The organism is Pseudomonas sp. MNR3A, assembly GCF_009650575.1.
Lineage (GTDB): Bacteria > Pseudomonadota > Gammaproteobacteria > Pseudomonadales > Pseudomonadaceae > Aquipseudomonas > Aquipseudomonas machongensis.
Window position 1 is genome coordinate 140824 of record NZ_VZZS01000019.1, and the last position, 13820, is coordinate 154643.

General features: G+C 61.9%; 16 protein-coding genes. 4 read left to right on the forward strand and 12 right to left on the reverse strand.

Annotated features, from left to right (window positions below):
• Positions 1-77: 77 nt before the first annotated feature.
• On the reverse strand, positions 78-752 hold the full coding sequence (rnt, locus tag F6X62_RS15115; RefSeq protein WP_054891792.1) for a ribonuclease T: 675 nt from the start codon (positions 750-752) through the stop codon (positions 78-80).
• Positions 749-1795 carry a dihydroorotase gene (gene pyrC / locus F6X62_RS15120; protein ID WP_151925379.1) on the reverse strand — a complete coding sequence of 349 codons (1047 nt, stop codon included), beginning with the start codon at positions 1793-1795 and terminating at the stop codon, positions 749-751. Before pyrC ends, rnt begins: the two co-directional genes overlap by 4 nt.
• A gap of 130 nt (positions 1796-1925) precedes the next feature.
• Here pyrC and F6X62_RS15125 point away from each other — a divergent pair, with 130 nt between their 5' ends.
• Positions 1926-2897, forward strand: coding sequence for an OmpA family protein (locus tag F6X62_RS15125; RefSeq protein WP_153774006.1), 972 nt, complete (start codon positions 1926-1928; stop codon positions 2895-2897).
• Positions 2898-3025: 128 nt separating this feature from the next.
• Positions 3026-4243, forward strand: coding sequence for an argininosuccinate synthase (locus tag F6X62_RS15130; protein ID WP_054891789.1), 1218 nt, complete (start codon positions 3026-3028; stop codon positions 4241-4243).
• A gap of 60 nt (positions 4244-4303) precedes the next feature.
• Here F6X62_RS15130 and F6X62_RS15135 read toward each other — a convergent pair whose 3' ends face one another.
• Positions 4304-4729: a hypothetical protein gene (locus tag F6X62_RS15135; RefSeq protein WP_153774007.1), complete on the reverse strand. Its 426-nt coding sequence runs from the start codon at positions 4727-4729 to the stop codon at positions 4304-4306.
• Between the two features lie 375 nt (positions 4730-5104).
• Between F6X62_RS15135 and F6X62_RS15140 the strand changes: the two genes are divergently transcribed.
• Positions 5105-5731, forward strand: a complete 627-nt coding sequence (locus F6X62_RS15140; protein WP_054925636.1) for a response regulator transcription factor — start codon at positions 5105-5107, stop codon at positions 5729-5731.
• 39 nt (positions 5732-5770) lie between these two features.
• On the opposite strand, the gene F6X62_RS25210 is transcribed toward F6X62_RS15140, so the two are convergent.
• From F6X62_RS25210 to metG, 8 genes are all read right to left on the reverse strand, one after another.
• Positions 5771-5941, reverse strand: a complete 171-nt coding sequence (locus F6X62_RS25210; RefSeq protein WP_054891786.1) for a PA3496 family putative envelope integrity protein — start codon at positions 5939-5941, stop codon at positions 5771-5773.
• A gap of 104 nt (positions 5942-6045) precedes the next feature.
• Complete coding sequence (gene nth, locus F6X62_RS15145; RefSeq protein ID WP_153774008.1) at positions 6046-6684, reverse strand: endonuclease III; 639 nt, start codon at positions 6682-6684, stop codon at positions 6046-6048.
• Positions 6685-6688: 4 nt separating this feature from the next.
• Complete coding sequence (locus F6X62_RS15150) at positions 6689-7210, reverse strand: Rnf-Nqr domain containing protein (protein WP_153774009.1); 522 nt, start codon at positions 7208-7210, stop codon at positions 6689-6691.
• Complete coding sequence (locus F6X62_RS15155) at positions 7203-7805, reverse strand: RnfABCDGE type electron transport complex subunit G (RefSeq protein WP_153774010.1); 603 nt, start codon at positions 7803-7805, stop codon at positions 7203-7205. Before F6X62_RS15155 ends, F6X62_RS15150 begins: the two co-directional genes overlap by 8 nt.
• Positions 7802-8773 carry an RnfABCDGE type electron transport complex subunit D gene (locus tag F6X62_RS15160; RefSeq protein WP_153774011.1) on the reverse strand — a complete coding sequence of 324 codons (972 nt, stop codon included), beginning with the start codon at positions 8771-8773 and terminating at the stop codon, positions 7802-7804. Before F6X62_RS15160 ends, F6X62_RS15155 begins: the two co-directional genes overlap by 4 nt.
• On the reverse strand, positions 8760-9539 hold the full coding sequence (locus F6X62_RS15165; RefSeq protein ID WP_153774012.1) for an RnfABCDGE type electron transport complex subunit B: 780 nt from the start codon (positions 9537-9539) through the stop codon (positions 8760-8762). The genes F6X62_RS15160 and F6X62_RS15165 overlap by 14 nt, the downstream gene beginning before the upstream one ends.
• On the reverse strand, positions 9536-10069 hold the full coding sequence (locus F6X62_RS15170; protein WP_153774013.1) for an Rnf-Nqr domain containing protein: 534 nt from the start codon (positions 10067-10069) through the stop codon (positions 9536-9538). The genes F6X62_RS15165 and F6X62_RS15170 overlap by 4 nt, the downstream gene beginning before the upstream one ends.
• A gap of 114 nt (positions 10070-10183) precedes the next feature.
• Positions 10184-12223, reverse strand: coding sequence for a methionine--tRNA ligase (metG, locus tag F6X62_RS15175; RefSeq protein WP_153774014.1), 2040 nt, complete (start codon positions 12221-12223; stop codon positions 10184-10186).
• Between the two features lie 160 nt (positions 12224-12383).
• On the opposite strand from metG, the gene apbC reads away from it, so the two are divergent.
• On the forward strand, positions 12384-13478 hold the full coding sequence (apbC, locus tag F6X62_RS15180; RefSeq protein WP_153774015.1) for an iron-sulfur cluster carrier protein ApbC: 1095 nt from the start codon (positions 12384-12386) through the stop codon (positions 13476-13478).
• Positions 13479-13607: 129 nt separating this feature from the next.
• Here the strand turns inward: apbC and F6X62_RS15185 are convergent, their stop codons facing one another.
• Positions 13608-13817: a cold-shock protein gene (locus tag F6X62_RS15185; protein WP_003254922.1), complete on the reverse strand. Its 210-nt coding sequence runs from the start codon at positions 13815-13817 to the stop codon at positions 13608-13610.
• Between the last annotated feature and the right edge of the window lie 3 nt (positions 13818-13820).

Genomic DNA, 13820 nt, shown 5'->3' on the forward strand with positions numbered 1-13820 from the left:
GCAAAAAAAACCGGCCCATGTGGCCGGTTTTTTTGTGTCTGGTATCCAAGGAGCGCTGTGCACTCCCGGATTTCGACTCAGTCGTTGAAGTCGCGCCAGCCGCCCATCTCTTTCCAGCGGTTGACGATCCCGCAGAACAGCTCGGCGGTCTTCTCGGTGTCGTAACGTGCCGAATGCGCCTCGCGCCCATCGAAGTCGATGTCGGCACTCTGGCAGGCCCGAGCCAGTACGGTCTGGCCATAGGCCAGGCCGGCCAGCGTCGCGGTGTCGAAGCTGGAGAACGGGTGGAAGGGGTTGCGCTTGAGATCGTTGCGCGCCACCGCCGCGTTGAGGAAGCCCAGGTCGAAGCTGCTGTTGTGGCCAACCAGGATCGCCCGCTTGCAACCATTGGCTTTCAGCGCTTTGCGCACGCCGCGGAAGATATCGGTGAGCGCGCTTTCTTCGCTCACGGCCATGCGTAGCGGGTGGTCCAGCTTGATGCCGGTGAACTCCAGCGCCGCCGCTTCGATATTCGCGCCTTCGAAAGGCTCGACACGGTAGAAGTAGGTGTGTTCCGGGAAGAGGAAGCCCTTCTCGTCCATACCGATGGTGACGGCGGCGATTTCCAGCAGCGCGTCGGTGGCACTGTTGAAACCGCCGGTCTCGACGTCTACTACCACGGGCAGGTAGCCGCGGAAACGCTCGGCCATCGGGTGGCGCGAGCTGCTGCTTACCTGACCGTCCTGGTCGTCATCGTAAAGGTCTTCGCTCACGCGTTGTCCTCCAGCAGGCGCCAGCGCAGCGTTTCGCCAGCGCGCAGCGGAACCACGGTGGTGTCGCCGAACGGCAGGCTCGCCGGGGCGGTCCAGTCCTCGCGCACCAGGGTGATGGTGTCGGTGTTTGCCGGCAGGCCATAGAACGCCGGGCCGTGCAGGCTGGCGAAACCTTCCAGTTTGTCCAGGGCATTACGCTGTTCGAAGGCTTCGGCGTACAGCTCGATGGCCGCGTAGGCGGTGTAGCAGCCGGCGCAGCCGCAGGCCGCTTCCTTGGCGTGCTTGGCGTGTGGCGCCGAATCGGTGCCGAGGAAGAATTTCGGGTTGCCGCTGGTGGCCGCGTCAAGCAATGCCACCTGGTGGGTGTTGCGCTTGAGGATCGGCAGGCAATAGAAGTGTGGGCGGATACCGCCGACCAGCATGTGGTTGCGGTTGTACAGCAAATGCTGGGCGGTGATGGTGGCGCCGACGTTGGCGGGCGCCTCGGTGACGAACTGCGCGGCATCGCTGGTGGTGATGTGCTCGAACACCACCTTGAGCGTCGGGAAACGTTCGACCAGGCGACGCATGTGCTCGTCGATGAAGCGCTTTTCGCGATCGAACACGTCGATCTCCGAGCGCGTCACTTCACCGTGGACCAGCAGCGGCAGGCCGACTTCGGCCATTGCTTCGATCGCCGGGAAAATATTGTCGATGCTGGTCACGCCCGAGTCGGAGTTGGTCGTGGCACCGGCCGGGTAGAGCTTGGCGGCGTAGACGATGCCGCTGGCCTTGGCTGCACGAATGTCCTCGGGGCTGGTACGGTCGGTCAGGTACAGCACCATCAGCGGCTCGAAGCGGCTGCCCGTCGGACGGGCGGCGAGGATGCGCTGGCGGTAGGCGTCGGCTTCGGTGGCGTTGCGTACCGGCGGAACCAGGTTGGGCATGATGATGGCGCGGGCAAAGGTGCGCGCCACGTCGCCGACGGTATGTTGCAGCACAGCACCATCGCGCAGATGGATGTGCCAGTCGTCGGGACGCAGGAGGGTCAGGCGATCGGACATTGGGGTTTCCAGGCGGTTCGAACTCAGGCGTCAATGCTACCGGAAAACCCAGTGGGCAGCACGGCTATCAAGTTTTCCGACGAGCGTCCGATAGCCTGCAGGTAAGCCGTCAGAATCTGTGGAGCCGCCCGTGCGCCAGCGTTACCTACTCCTGTTCAGCCTGTGTGCCAGCCTGCCGGCCGGAGCACTTACCTTCCAGACCCGCATGGAGAACATTGCCTGGAAGGTCGAGGGCGACCAGTTCGAGTGCCGGCTGATCCAGCCGATCGACGGTTTTGGCAGCGGTGAGTTCGTGCGTCGTGCAGGTGAGCAGCCGGTCTTCCAGCTGCGGTCGGACAGCAATGCACTGGGCGCAGGATCGGCAACGCTGCTGGCCGCCGCTGCCCCTTGGCAGCCCGGGCGTGGCGACATCAACTTGGGGGCGGTGCGCATGGGCCGCAATGGCGTGCTGTTCAGCACTTCGCAGGGCCAGGCCAGCCGCTTGATCAATGGTCTGCTGGACGGTCGCAGCACCGTGGTGCGCAACTACGCCGGCGAGGGCGGTCGGCCGATGGAGGTGCATGTGCTGCCGGTGAGTTTCGCCAAGGCCTATAGCGACTACCAATTGTGTGCCGCCAAACTCCTGCCGATGAACTATGACCAGATTCGCCAGACGCAGGTGCCGTTCCCCGGCACCGGCTTCGATCTGGACAGTGCGGCGCGCGCGCGCCTGGACGTGATACTCGATTATCTGAAGGCCGACCCATCGGTCAATCACATCGAGCTTGATGGGCACTCCGACAACAGCGGTAACCGCCTGACCAATCGCGACGCTTCGCGCCGTCGCGCGCTGGCGGTGGCTGAATACCTCAAGGCCCACGGTGTGCCGGAAGAGCAGATCACCGTACGTTTCCATGGCGAGCGCTACCCGCTGGCCAAAAACAATACAGCCGCCAACCGCGCCCGCAACCGCCGGGTCAACATCCAGCTCGACCGTGTAACGCCGATCGAGAAACCTACAGAAAAGCCTCGCGATGCAACACCTGCCGCCCCGGCGCAGCCGGCGGCCGCTACGCCGGCCAGCGTGCCTGCGGCATTGCCGGCGGGTGCGAAGAAAGTCTGACTGCGACCACGGGTCGCGCTCACGACATTTCCTGTCGCTTTGTCATCACAAGCTGTCGCGCCACTGTAAATTCCCCCGCGAGATCGGTAGAATCGACGGCTTTCCGTACAACCCCGTGGAGTGATGGCATGGCGGACGTAAAAAAGGTCGTACTGGCGTATTCCGGCGGCCTTGATACTTCGGTGATTCTCAAGTGGCTGCAAGACACCTACAACTGTGAAGTGGTGACCTTCACCGCAGATCTTGGCCAGGGTGAAGAGGTCGAGCCGGCCCGTGCCAAGGCACAGGCAATGGGCGTCAAGGAAATCTACATCGACGACCTGCGCGAAGAGTTCGTGCGAGATTTCGTCTTCCCGATGTTCCGCGCCAACACCGTGTATGAAGGCGAGTACCTGCTGGGTACCTCCATCGCCCGTCCGCTGATCGCCAAGCGCCTGATCGAAATCGCCAACGAAACCGGCGCTGACGCCATTTCCCACGGCGCCACCGGCAAGGGTAACGACCAAGTGCGCTTCGAGCTGGGTGCCTACGCGCTCAAGCCAGGTGTCAAGGTCATCGCACCATGGCGTGAGTGGGACCTGCTGTCCCGCGAAAAACTCATGGACTACGCCGAGAAGCACGGCATCCCGATCGAGCGTCACGGCAAGAAGAAGTCGCCGTACTCGATGGACGCCAACCTGCTGCACATCTCCTACGAAGGCGGTGTCCTGGAAGATACCTGGACCGAGCACGAGGAAGACATGTGGCGTTGGAGCGTCTCTCCGGAGAACGCCCCTGACCAGGCCACCTACATCGAGCTGACCTACCGCAATGGTGACATCGTCGCCATCGACGGCGTCGAGAAGACCCCGGCCACCGTGCTGGCAGACCTCAACCGCATCGGCGGCGCCAACGGCATCGGTCGCCTGGACATCGTCGAGAACCGCTACGTCGGCATGAAGTCGCGCGGCTGCTACGAGACGCCTGGCGGCACCATCATGCTGCGTGCTCACCGCGCCATCGAGTCCATCACGCTGGACCGCGAAGTCGCTCACCTCAAAGATGAGCTGATGCCCAAGTACGCCAGCCTGATCTACACCGGCTACTGGTGGAGCCCCGAGCGTCTGATGCTGCAGCAGATGATCGATGCTTCGCAGACCAATGTGAACGGTGTCGTGCGCCTGAAGCTGTACAAGGGCAATGTCACCGTGGTGGGTCGCAAGTCGGATGACTCGCTGTTCGACGCCAACATCGCGACCTTCGAGGAAGACGGCGGCGCCTACAACCAGGCCGATGCTGCCGGCTTCATCAAGCTCAACGCACTGCGCATGCGCATTGCCGCCAACAAGGGCCGTTCGTTGCTCTGAGTTTTGGCAGGTTGTAAAAACCCGGCCCTTGTTGGCCGGGTTTTTTTTGCCCTTCTGTATCTACAGCGCAATCTTTTCTCCTTTCTTGATGGCACGCACCGACAGTTGGATGCAGGAGTGGGCGCTCAGGTTATAGAGCGTCCAGCGCCGTTCGTGCTGTGGGGGTTTAATCAGCTCGGGCAGGATCTCGGTTTCGATGGTCTGGCGCACATCCGACCCGAACAGCGTGGCTGCTTCACCCTCGCCATGATCGTCGGCTGACCGGTGAACGGCTCTGTGTTCCGGCGTGTAGAGCGATTCGTAGTTGAAGTTGAGGGTCAGGAAGAACAGTACTGTCAGAAAGAACGGAAACCCTATTAGAAACCAGGTGTACATCATCTGGCTCTCTGGGTTCAGAAACGGTAGCGAGGCGATCGCCGATGCTTCGATGACGCTGGCGAAGATGGCGATAATTCCCAAGGGGGTGATCTTTGCGGGATTATTCATGGCATTCGATCTCCTGGTGTCAGCGCATCTGTATCGCTTCTGGCTCCCTGTGAAAACGTCTGCTCTTTCCTCATCAGGAAAGAACACCGGTTTGCTGGCAGGGCAATAAATGTTTCTTTATCAGAAGATCGAAATGTCCCACCGCTTTGAGGCGTTATCCCCACCTGTCGCTTTTCCTGTTCATGCTAGTTTTCACGAGCATGTTGCCGAATGGATAGACATCGATTCGTGCTGCGCAATGGGTGTAGGAAGTTTCTATTAACGATGTAAGTTTCATCTTTGAGTGCTCTCTATCAGGGAATGGCTGCGCCATTACGCTATTGGCTCGGTTATCTTGGCGTGTCAAAACTAGAATAATGGATCAATGGATATCCCATGAATAAAGTACTTATCGTGGATGATCATCCGGTCATTCGCTTGGCCGTACGTATGTTGATGGAGCGGCATGGATATGAAGTGGTGGCGGAAACGGACAATGGGGTGGATGCGCTGCAACTGACCCGAGAGTGTCTGCCGGATATCGTCGTGCTCGATATCGGTATACCCAAACTCGACGGCCTCGAAGTGATCGCGCGGATGACCGCTGCAAGTCCGGGCAGCAAGGTATTGGTACTGACATCGCAGGCACCGGGGCATTTCTCCATGCGTTGCATGCAGGCCGGGGCTGCAGGTTATGTGTGCAAACAGCAGGAGTTGACCGAGCTGCTCAGTGCAATCAAGGCCGTGCTGTCGGGTTACAGCTACTTTCCCAACCAGGCGTTGCACAAGACCCGCAGCGGTGTCACTGGCGGCAGTGAGACGGAGATGGTCGAACGCCTCTCGGGGCGTGAAATGATGGTATTGCAACAGTTGGCAAGGGGGCGCACGAACAAGGAAATCGCTGACAGCATGTTTCTCAGCAACAAAACTGTCAGCACCTACAAGACCCGACTGCTACTCAAGCTCAATGCCCGGTCATTGGTCGATCTGATCGAGCTGGCCCAGCGTCATGGCTTGGCCTGAAACAGAAAAGCCTCCTTTGCGGGAGGCTTTTTCGCGGCGCTACAGATCGTAATCGAAATCAGCCAGCTGCCTTTGCAGGCGCCGTTCTTCCAACAGATTGTCGATGGTGCGGCGTTTGCTGAGGTTGGTCTTCGCGGTTTCTACCTGGGGTTCGTCTTCGTCCTGCGCAGGGAAATCATCTTCGATCAGCTCGTCTTTATCGGTGCTCATGTGTCACTCCAAGCCAAAGGGCCATTGGCCGTCCTTATAGCGAGAATCACGGAGTCGGTAAAAAAGATTTTTTCAATCGAATTGGTTGGTTTTTCGCTATTGCCTCAATCGTCAGAGGTCTTGTCCCTGTACTCGCACAAGTCTTCGATCCTGCAGCTGCCGCAGCGTGGCTTGCGTGCCTGGCAGACGTAGCGCCCGTGGAGAATGAGCCAGTGGTGGGCGTCGAGCAGGTAATCCTTTGGTACGAATTTCATCAGCTTCTTCTCGACGTCCAGTACCGTCTTGCCCGGCGCGATGCCGGTGCGATTGCTGACGCGGAAGATGTGCGTATCGACCGCCATGGCCAGTTGGCCAAAGGCGGTATTGAGCACCACGTTCGCAGTCTTGCGACCGACGCCGGGCAATGCCTCTAGTGCTTCGCGCGTTTGCGGGACTTCGCTGCCGTGTTGCTCTATCAGCAAGCGGCAGGTCTCGATGACGTTCTTCGCCTTGCTGTTGTAAAGGCCGATGGTCTTGATGTATTCGCTCAAACCCTCGACCCCCAGGGCATAAATAGCCTCGGGTGTATTGGCGATAGGGTAGAGCCGCGCGGTCGCCTTGTTGACGCCGACATCCGTCGCCTGCGCGGAAAGGATGACGGCAATCAGCAGTTCGAAGGGCGTGGTATAGGCCAATTCGGTTTTTGGTTCAGGATTGTCTTCGTGCAGCCTGCGGAAGATCTCCAGGCGTTTGGCGGCATTCATGGGGTCAAAGCGTTCCTTGACGGCTTGAGGTGGCAGGGGCCGGACGCAGGCGATTGTACAAGGCCAGCAGCAGGCCGAGCAGTATCAATGCGCCGGGTGTCAAAACCGCCAGGTGGATGCCGGCACTCTGTCCCAGCCATTGGCGGCAGGCACCCAATATCAGGTACAGGCCCAGCAGGCCCAGCAGGTGCCGGATGAGCGCCGGCCAGCGCCCAGTGCGCGGTGCCAGAGTATCCACAGCGAGGCAGTGCAGGCTCAGCAGGGCAGGATAATGGCCCAGGCTCAGCGCCAGCGGGAGCGCCCAGGCGTTCAGGCCCAATTGCAGGCAGCTCGCCAGGGCGGCGGCGAGTATCAGGCTGGCGATGATCCGCGGGGCACCGATCATGCGGCGCAGAGGTCGCATCAGCGCTTGGTGGCCGAGTACCAGCAACAGGGTCGACAATCCGATTGCCAGCGCGTTCGCCAGCGTCTGGGTGGCGCCGAGCAAAGGGGCCAGGGCACTGCCCAGCAGCCAGAACCTATTCATCGGTGGTGTGCTCCAACAGACTGCTGCGATGTGCATCGAAGTAGCGCAGGGCATCCTGCAAGGCCGCCATCACTGCGCGTGAGGTGACGGTGGCGCCGGCCAACTGGTCGAAGTCGCCTTGATCGCGTTTCACCGCCCAGTTGGCCTCTGCGCCTTGCCGGTCGAATTGCTCAATCCAGTGGCTCGCAGGGTCGCCTAGTTGCCCGCCGAGCCCCGGGCTTTCTTCCTGTGTCAGCACCCGTGTCGCGATCAGGCGGCCATTGGGATCGATGGCGATCGACAGCATGATGGGGCCAGCATATCCCTGGGTCTGGCTGCGTAGCACGATGGCACTGGTAGTGCCGACCAGGGTTGCGCGGTAGCCGCCCAGTAGCCGGCTGTGCTGCAGTTCAGTGTTGGTAATGGGTAGAGGCGCTTGCAGTGGATCGTTGTCGTACCGCTGTGGGGGCAGCACCGCCAGCCATTGTTGTTCTTGCAGCTCTCGTGCGGCATCGGCAATGGGCGCAGATGTCCACTGCCGCCAGACCAGGGTGGCGGCGACGGCCAGGACGGCGACCAAGGCAAGGTAGAGCAGGTCGCGCAGCCTCGCGTTCATGATGTGAGGGCCTGGCGCCGGGCTGCAAGGCGATCGAGCGCCGGTGCTCCCAGGTTCATCAGCAGTACGGCGAAAGCCGTGCCGTCGGGGTAGCTGCCCCAGGTGCGTATCAAGTAGATCAGCAGCCCGCAGCCGATGCCGAACAATAGGCGGGCTAGCGGCAGGCGAGGGCCGGACACCGGTTCTGTGGCGATGAAGAAGGCCGCCAGCATGGTCGATCCGCTGAACAGGTGCAGCAACGGTGAGCCGTGAGAGTCCGACCCCGAGCCGTTCCAGCACAGCAGGCTGACGACCAGTAGCGCACCCACTAGCCCCGCTGGGGCATGCCAGCTGAACACGCGGCGCTGCAGGAGAAAGATGCCGCCCAGCAAGAATGCCAGGTTCAGCCATTCGCTGGTGCGCCCACCGAGGTTACCGAAGCTGGGGTTGCTGGCGAACAGCTCGTCGACGGTCAGGCTGCGGTTGTGGCGCAGCACGTCGAGTACCGTGGGGCCGGCCCAGGCATCGATCTGCGTGCCGTCGCCGAATACCAGGCCCAGGCTGTCTGCCAGTTGGAGGTTGCCCGTCGGCCAGTGGGTCATTTGCAGCGGGAAGCTCAGCAGCACGAAGGCGTATCCCAGCATGGCCGGGTTGAACGGATTGCGGCCGACGCCGCCGAATGCGTGCTTGCCCAGGGGGATCGCCACCAGCACCGCGGTCATCGGCAGCCACCAGGGAGCCAGGGTGGGCAGGGCGATCGCCAGCAGCACGGCGCTGACCAGAGCGCTGCCGTCGCTGAGGAAAGGACGTATTGGCTGGCCACGCAGATACAGCGATACCGCCTCGCAGGTCAGTGCCGTTGCGCTGCACAACAACAGGTTGAACAGCACGCCCCACCCCTGCAACCAGAGCAGGCATAGCAGGCCAGGGACACAGGCCAGCAGCACCTGGCCCATGGCATTGCGCTGGCGGCTGTCAGGCGTCTGCATGGCCCGGTCCGACCAGTAGCGCATCGAGCTGTTGCTGCGCCTTCTGCGCTGCCGCCTCCAGTCGCTGGACCTGCGCATGCTGTGCCTGGTCCACTGTCGCGCCCAGGGCGCCACGCGCGGCGTTCAGCTGAGCACGGCTCATGGCCGCAGCGATCTTGGCCCGTTTCAGCGCGCTCTCCTGATCAGCCCCTTGCATGCCGGTGATGCGCTGAACTCGGGTTTGGCGCTCGGCCTGGCGGCGCGCTTCTTCGCGCTGCAGGCGTACGGTTCGTTGTTCGTGGCGCAATCGCGCCTGATTGCGACGATGGCTGCGAGCGACCAAATGCTCGGCGGTCTGCGCCAGTCCACCGACGATCGGCACCAAGTTGTCCGGCAGTGGCTGCAGCTCGATGCAGTCGACCGGGCAGGGCGCCAGGCACAGGTCGCAGCCGGTGCATTCGCTGGCGATCACGGTATGCATCAGCTTGCTGGCACCAACGATGGCATCTACCGGGCAGACCTGGATGCACTTGGTGCAGCCGATGCACTCGGCTTCGCGGATGAAAGCGACCTGCGCTGGCGCCGCGCGGCGCTCGGGGGCCGGAGCGATCACTGGCACCTGCAGCAGTTGGGCCAGGGCGGCGATGGTTTCGCTGCCGCCAGGCGGGCATTTGTTGATCGCTTCGCCCGCCGCCAGGCCTTCTGCGTAAGGTCGACAGCCTGCGTGATCGCATTTGCCACACTGGGTCTGCGGTAGCAGGGCGTCGATGCGGTGAATCAGGTTCATTGTGTGAACAGTCCGTTGAGGCCAGAAAAGGCCATGGCCATGACTCCAGCACTGATCAGCTCGATCGGCAGGCCGCGAAAAGCGCGGGGCATGTCAGGATGATCGAGACGTTGGCGCAGGTCGTCGAACAATGCCAGTGCCAGCCAGAACCCCATTCCCAGGGCCAGCGCCCAGGCGCCAGTAGCGGCTGGGCTGGATTGCGATGTGGCCAAGTGCAACAGCAAGCCTAGCACCGCGACATTGCCCAGCAGCAGCGGCGCCAGGTTCTGTACCGGCCAATGAGGGCGCAGGCGCGCCAGCGCCGTCGGGACGCCCCACGCCAGCAGCGCCAGCAATGGCAACGCCAGCAACAGCTGCAGCCCTGCCAGCTGCGGCTGGCGCAGCACCAGGGCTGCGGGCACCATCAACAGCATCGACAGTGCGCTGCACAGACCGAGCAGGTGCAGGCGTGCACGGTCGGGCGTGCCGCTGTGCAGGATCAGGTGATTGACCAGCGCGGCGCTGACCAGAACCAGGACGAAATCGCTCATGGAGGTGCCGAGGGCCGGGGATGGAACGATTATCCGGCAGGGAGCAGGCATTGGAAATGCCCAAAGAGGAGGCAAGCCAGGGGATCGCAGGACGACCCCCTGGGCAAGAGGGTCTTACTTGATACGCTGACCTGGCTTGGCGCCGCTGTCCGGGCTCAGCAGGTAGATCTCTTCACCGCCAGGGCCGGCGGCCATGACCATGCCTTCGGAAACACCAAAGCGCATTTTCCGAGGTTTGAGGTTGGCTACCATCATGGTCAGTCGGCCTTCGAGCTTCGATGGGTCCGGGTAGGCCGACTTGATGCCGGAGAACACGTTGCGACGCTCGTCGCCGATGTCGAGGGTGAGTTGCAGCAGCTTGTCAGCACCGGCTACGGCCTCGGCCTTGACGATCAGCGCCACGCGCAGGTCGACGGCGGCGAAGGTGTCGAACTCGATCTCGGCCGACAGCGGGTCCTTGTCCAGCTCGCCGTTGCCGGCCGGCGCCTTGCCTTCGGCGGCCAGCAGGTCTTCCTTGCTGGCGGCGACCATGGCTTCGACTTTGGCCGGCTCGATGCGGCTCATCAGGGCCTTGAACGGGTTCAGCTTGTGGTTTTCCAGGCGCGACTGCAGGTCGTTCCACTCAAGCGGTGCGACGTTGAGGAAGGCCTCGGCGTCGGCGGCCAGCACTGGAAGTACCGGCTTGAGGAAGATCACCAGTTGGCGGAACAGGTTGATGCCCTGGGCGCAGATGGCCTGGACTTCATCCTGCTTGCCTTCCTGCTTGGCCAGCGACCACGGTGCCTTGTCGGCGATCCAGGCGTTGGCGCGGTCGGCCAGGGCCATGATTTCGCGCATGGCACGGCCAAAGTCACGGGCCTCGTAGGCATCGGCAATCGAGGGTGCGGCGGCCAGGAAGGCTTCGGTCAGCTCCGGTGCGGCGTCGCCAGCAACCATTACGCCTTCATTGCCCTTGTGGATGAAGCCTGCGCAGCGGCTGGCAATGTTGACTACCTTGCCGACCAGGTCGGAGTTGACCTTCTGCACGAAGTCCTCGAGGTTCAAGTCGAGATCGTCGACCCCGCGGCCCAGCTTGGCTGCGTAGTAGTAACGCAGGTACTCGGGCTGCAGGTGGTCGAGGTAGGTGCGCGCCTTGATGAAGGTGCCGCGAGACTTGGACATCTTCGCGCCGTTGACGGTCAGGTAGCCGTGCACGTTGACGGCAGTCGGCTTGCGGAAACCTGCACCTTCGAGCATGGCGGGCCAGAAGAGAGCGTGGAAGTTGACGATGTCCTTGCCGATGAAGTGATACAGCTCGGCTTTGGAGTCTGCGTTCCAGAACGCGTCGAAGTCCAGCTCCGGGCGGCGATCACAGAGGTTCTTGAAGCTCGCCATGTAGCCGATCGGCGCATCCAGCCAGACATAGAAGTACTTGCCCGGCTCGCCCGGAATCTCGAAGCCGAAGTACGGCGCGTCACGGGAAATGTCCCACTCCTGCAGACCGGAATCCAGCCACTCGGCGAGTTTGTTGGCGACCGCGTCCTGCAAGGTGCCACTGCGTGTCCACTGCTGCAGCATGGCCTGGAAGTCGGGCAGCTTGAAGAAGAAGTGCTGGGAGTCGCGCAGTACTGGCGTGGCACCGGAAATCGCCGACTTGGGGTTCTTCAGCTCGGTGGGGGCGTAGGTGGCACCGCACTTCTCGCAGTTGTCGCCGTACTGGTCCTCGGTCCCGCACTTGGGGCAGGTGCCCTTGATGAAGCGGTCGGCCAGGAACATGCCCTTCTCGGGGTCGTAGTACTGGGTCACGGAGCGATTGGCGATGTGCCCGGCTTCACGCAGGCGCGTGTAGATCAGGCTCGACAGCTCGCGGTTCTCTTCGCTGTGGGTGGAGTGGAAGTTATCGAACTCGACCAGGAAGTCGGCGAAGTCACTGCTGTGCTCGGCCTGGACGTTGGCGATCAACTGCTCGGGCGTGATGCCTTCTTTCTCTGCGCGCAGCATGATCGCCGAACCGTGGGCGTCGTCGGCGCAGACATAGATGCACTGGTTGCCACGCAGTTTCTGGAAGCGTACCCACATGTCCGTCTGGATGTACTCAAGCATATGGCCGAGATGGATGGATCCATTGGCATAGGGCAGGGCGCTGGTGACGAGAATCTGGCGTGGCTCGGACATGGTGGCTCGGCTACTTATCTGGCGACGGGTAAAAATTGAGGATGATCGGCCACTATAAAGGGCTGGGAAATATATTTCACCCCGCACACGCATCTGCTGACGGTTGACGGGTTAGCATAGGCGCCTGATTCACTTTTTTCGGAATGCCACGGGAGTCTCCATGAGTGCCGTCACACGTGCCGCCATTGAAGGCGTGCTTCGCCAGTACACCGACCCCTACCTGAACCAGGACCCGGTCAGCGCCGGTTGCGTGCGGGCGATCGACATTCAAGGTGGGCAGGTCAGTGTGCAGTTGCAGCTGGGCTATGCCGCTGCACTGTTTCGCAACGGCTGGGCTCAGGTATTGCAAACGGCGATCGAGAACCTCGAAGGCGTGACGTCGGCGCAGGTGAGCATCGATACGCTGATCACCACGCACAAGGCCCAGGCCCAGGTGCCTGCGCTGGCCAATGTGAAGAATGTCATTGCCGTGGCTTCGGGCAAGGGCGGCGTCGGCAAGTCGACCACTGCCGCCAACCTGGCCTTGGCCCTGGCTCGCGAGGGCGCGAGGGTCGGTATTCTCGATGCGGACATCTACGGCCCAAGCCAGGGTGTGATGTTCGGGATCCCCGAAGGCACCCGCCCGCAGATTCGCGAGCAGAAGTGGTTCGTGCCGATCAAGGCCCATGGCGTCGAGGTGATGTCGATGGCGTTCCTGACCGACGACAACACACCGATGGTCTGGCGTGGCCCGATGGTTTCCGGCGCCTTGCTGCAACTGGTGACCCAGACCGCCTGGGACGACCTCGACTACCTGGTGATCGACATGCCGCCGGGCACTGGCGACATTCAACTGACCCTGGCGCAGAAAGTGCCGGTAGCCGGTTCCGTGATCGTCACCACCCCGCAGGACCTGGCGCTGCTGGATGCGAAGAAGGGTGTCGAGATGTTCCGCAAGGTCAACATCCCGGTCCTCGGTGTGGTGGAGAACATGGCGGTGCACATCTGCTCGAACTGCGGTCATGCCGAGCACCTGTTCGGTGAAGGTGGCGGTGAGAAGCTGGCGGCGCAGTATGGTGTCGAGTTGCTGGCGTCGTTGCCGCTGTCGATGCTGATTCGCGAGCAGGCAGACAGCGGCAAGCCGACAGCGATCGCCGAGCCGGAAAGCCAGATTGCCATGGTCTACCAGGAGCTGGCCCGTCAGGTGGGGGCTCGGATCGTGCTACAGGAAGCGGCGGCGCCGGCAATGCCGAGCATTACCATCAGCGAAGATTGATCCGCCGGCTTACGCAAGCCCAGCAGGAGCGGCACAAGCCGTTCCTGCTGGGCTTGCGTCGTTTTGCGCAGGCACAAAAAAACCCGCCGGAAGGCGGGTTTTTTTTGAAAGCGAGGAAGCTAAATCGACTTAGGCGATTTGAACTTCTTCAGCCTGCATGCCTTTCTGGCCGCGGGTAGCGACGAAAGTAACAGCCTGGCCTTCTTTCAGGGTTTTGAAGCCGTCAGCCTGGATGGCTTTGAAGTGTACGAACAGGTCGTCACCCGACTGAGGAGTGATGAAGCCGTAGCCCTTCTCATCGTTGAACCACTTAACAACACCGGATTGGCGATTGGACATGTG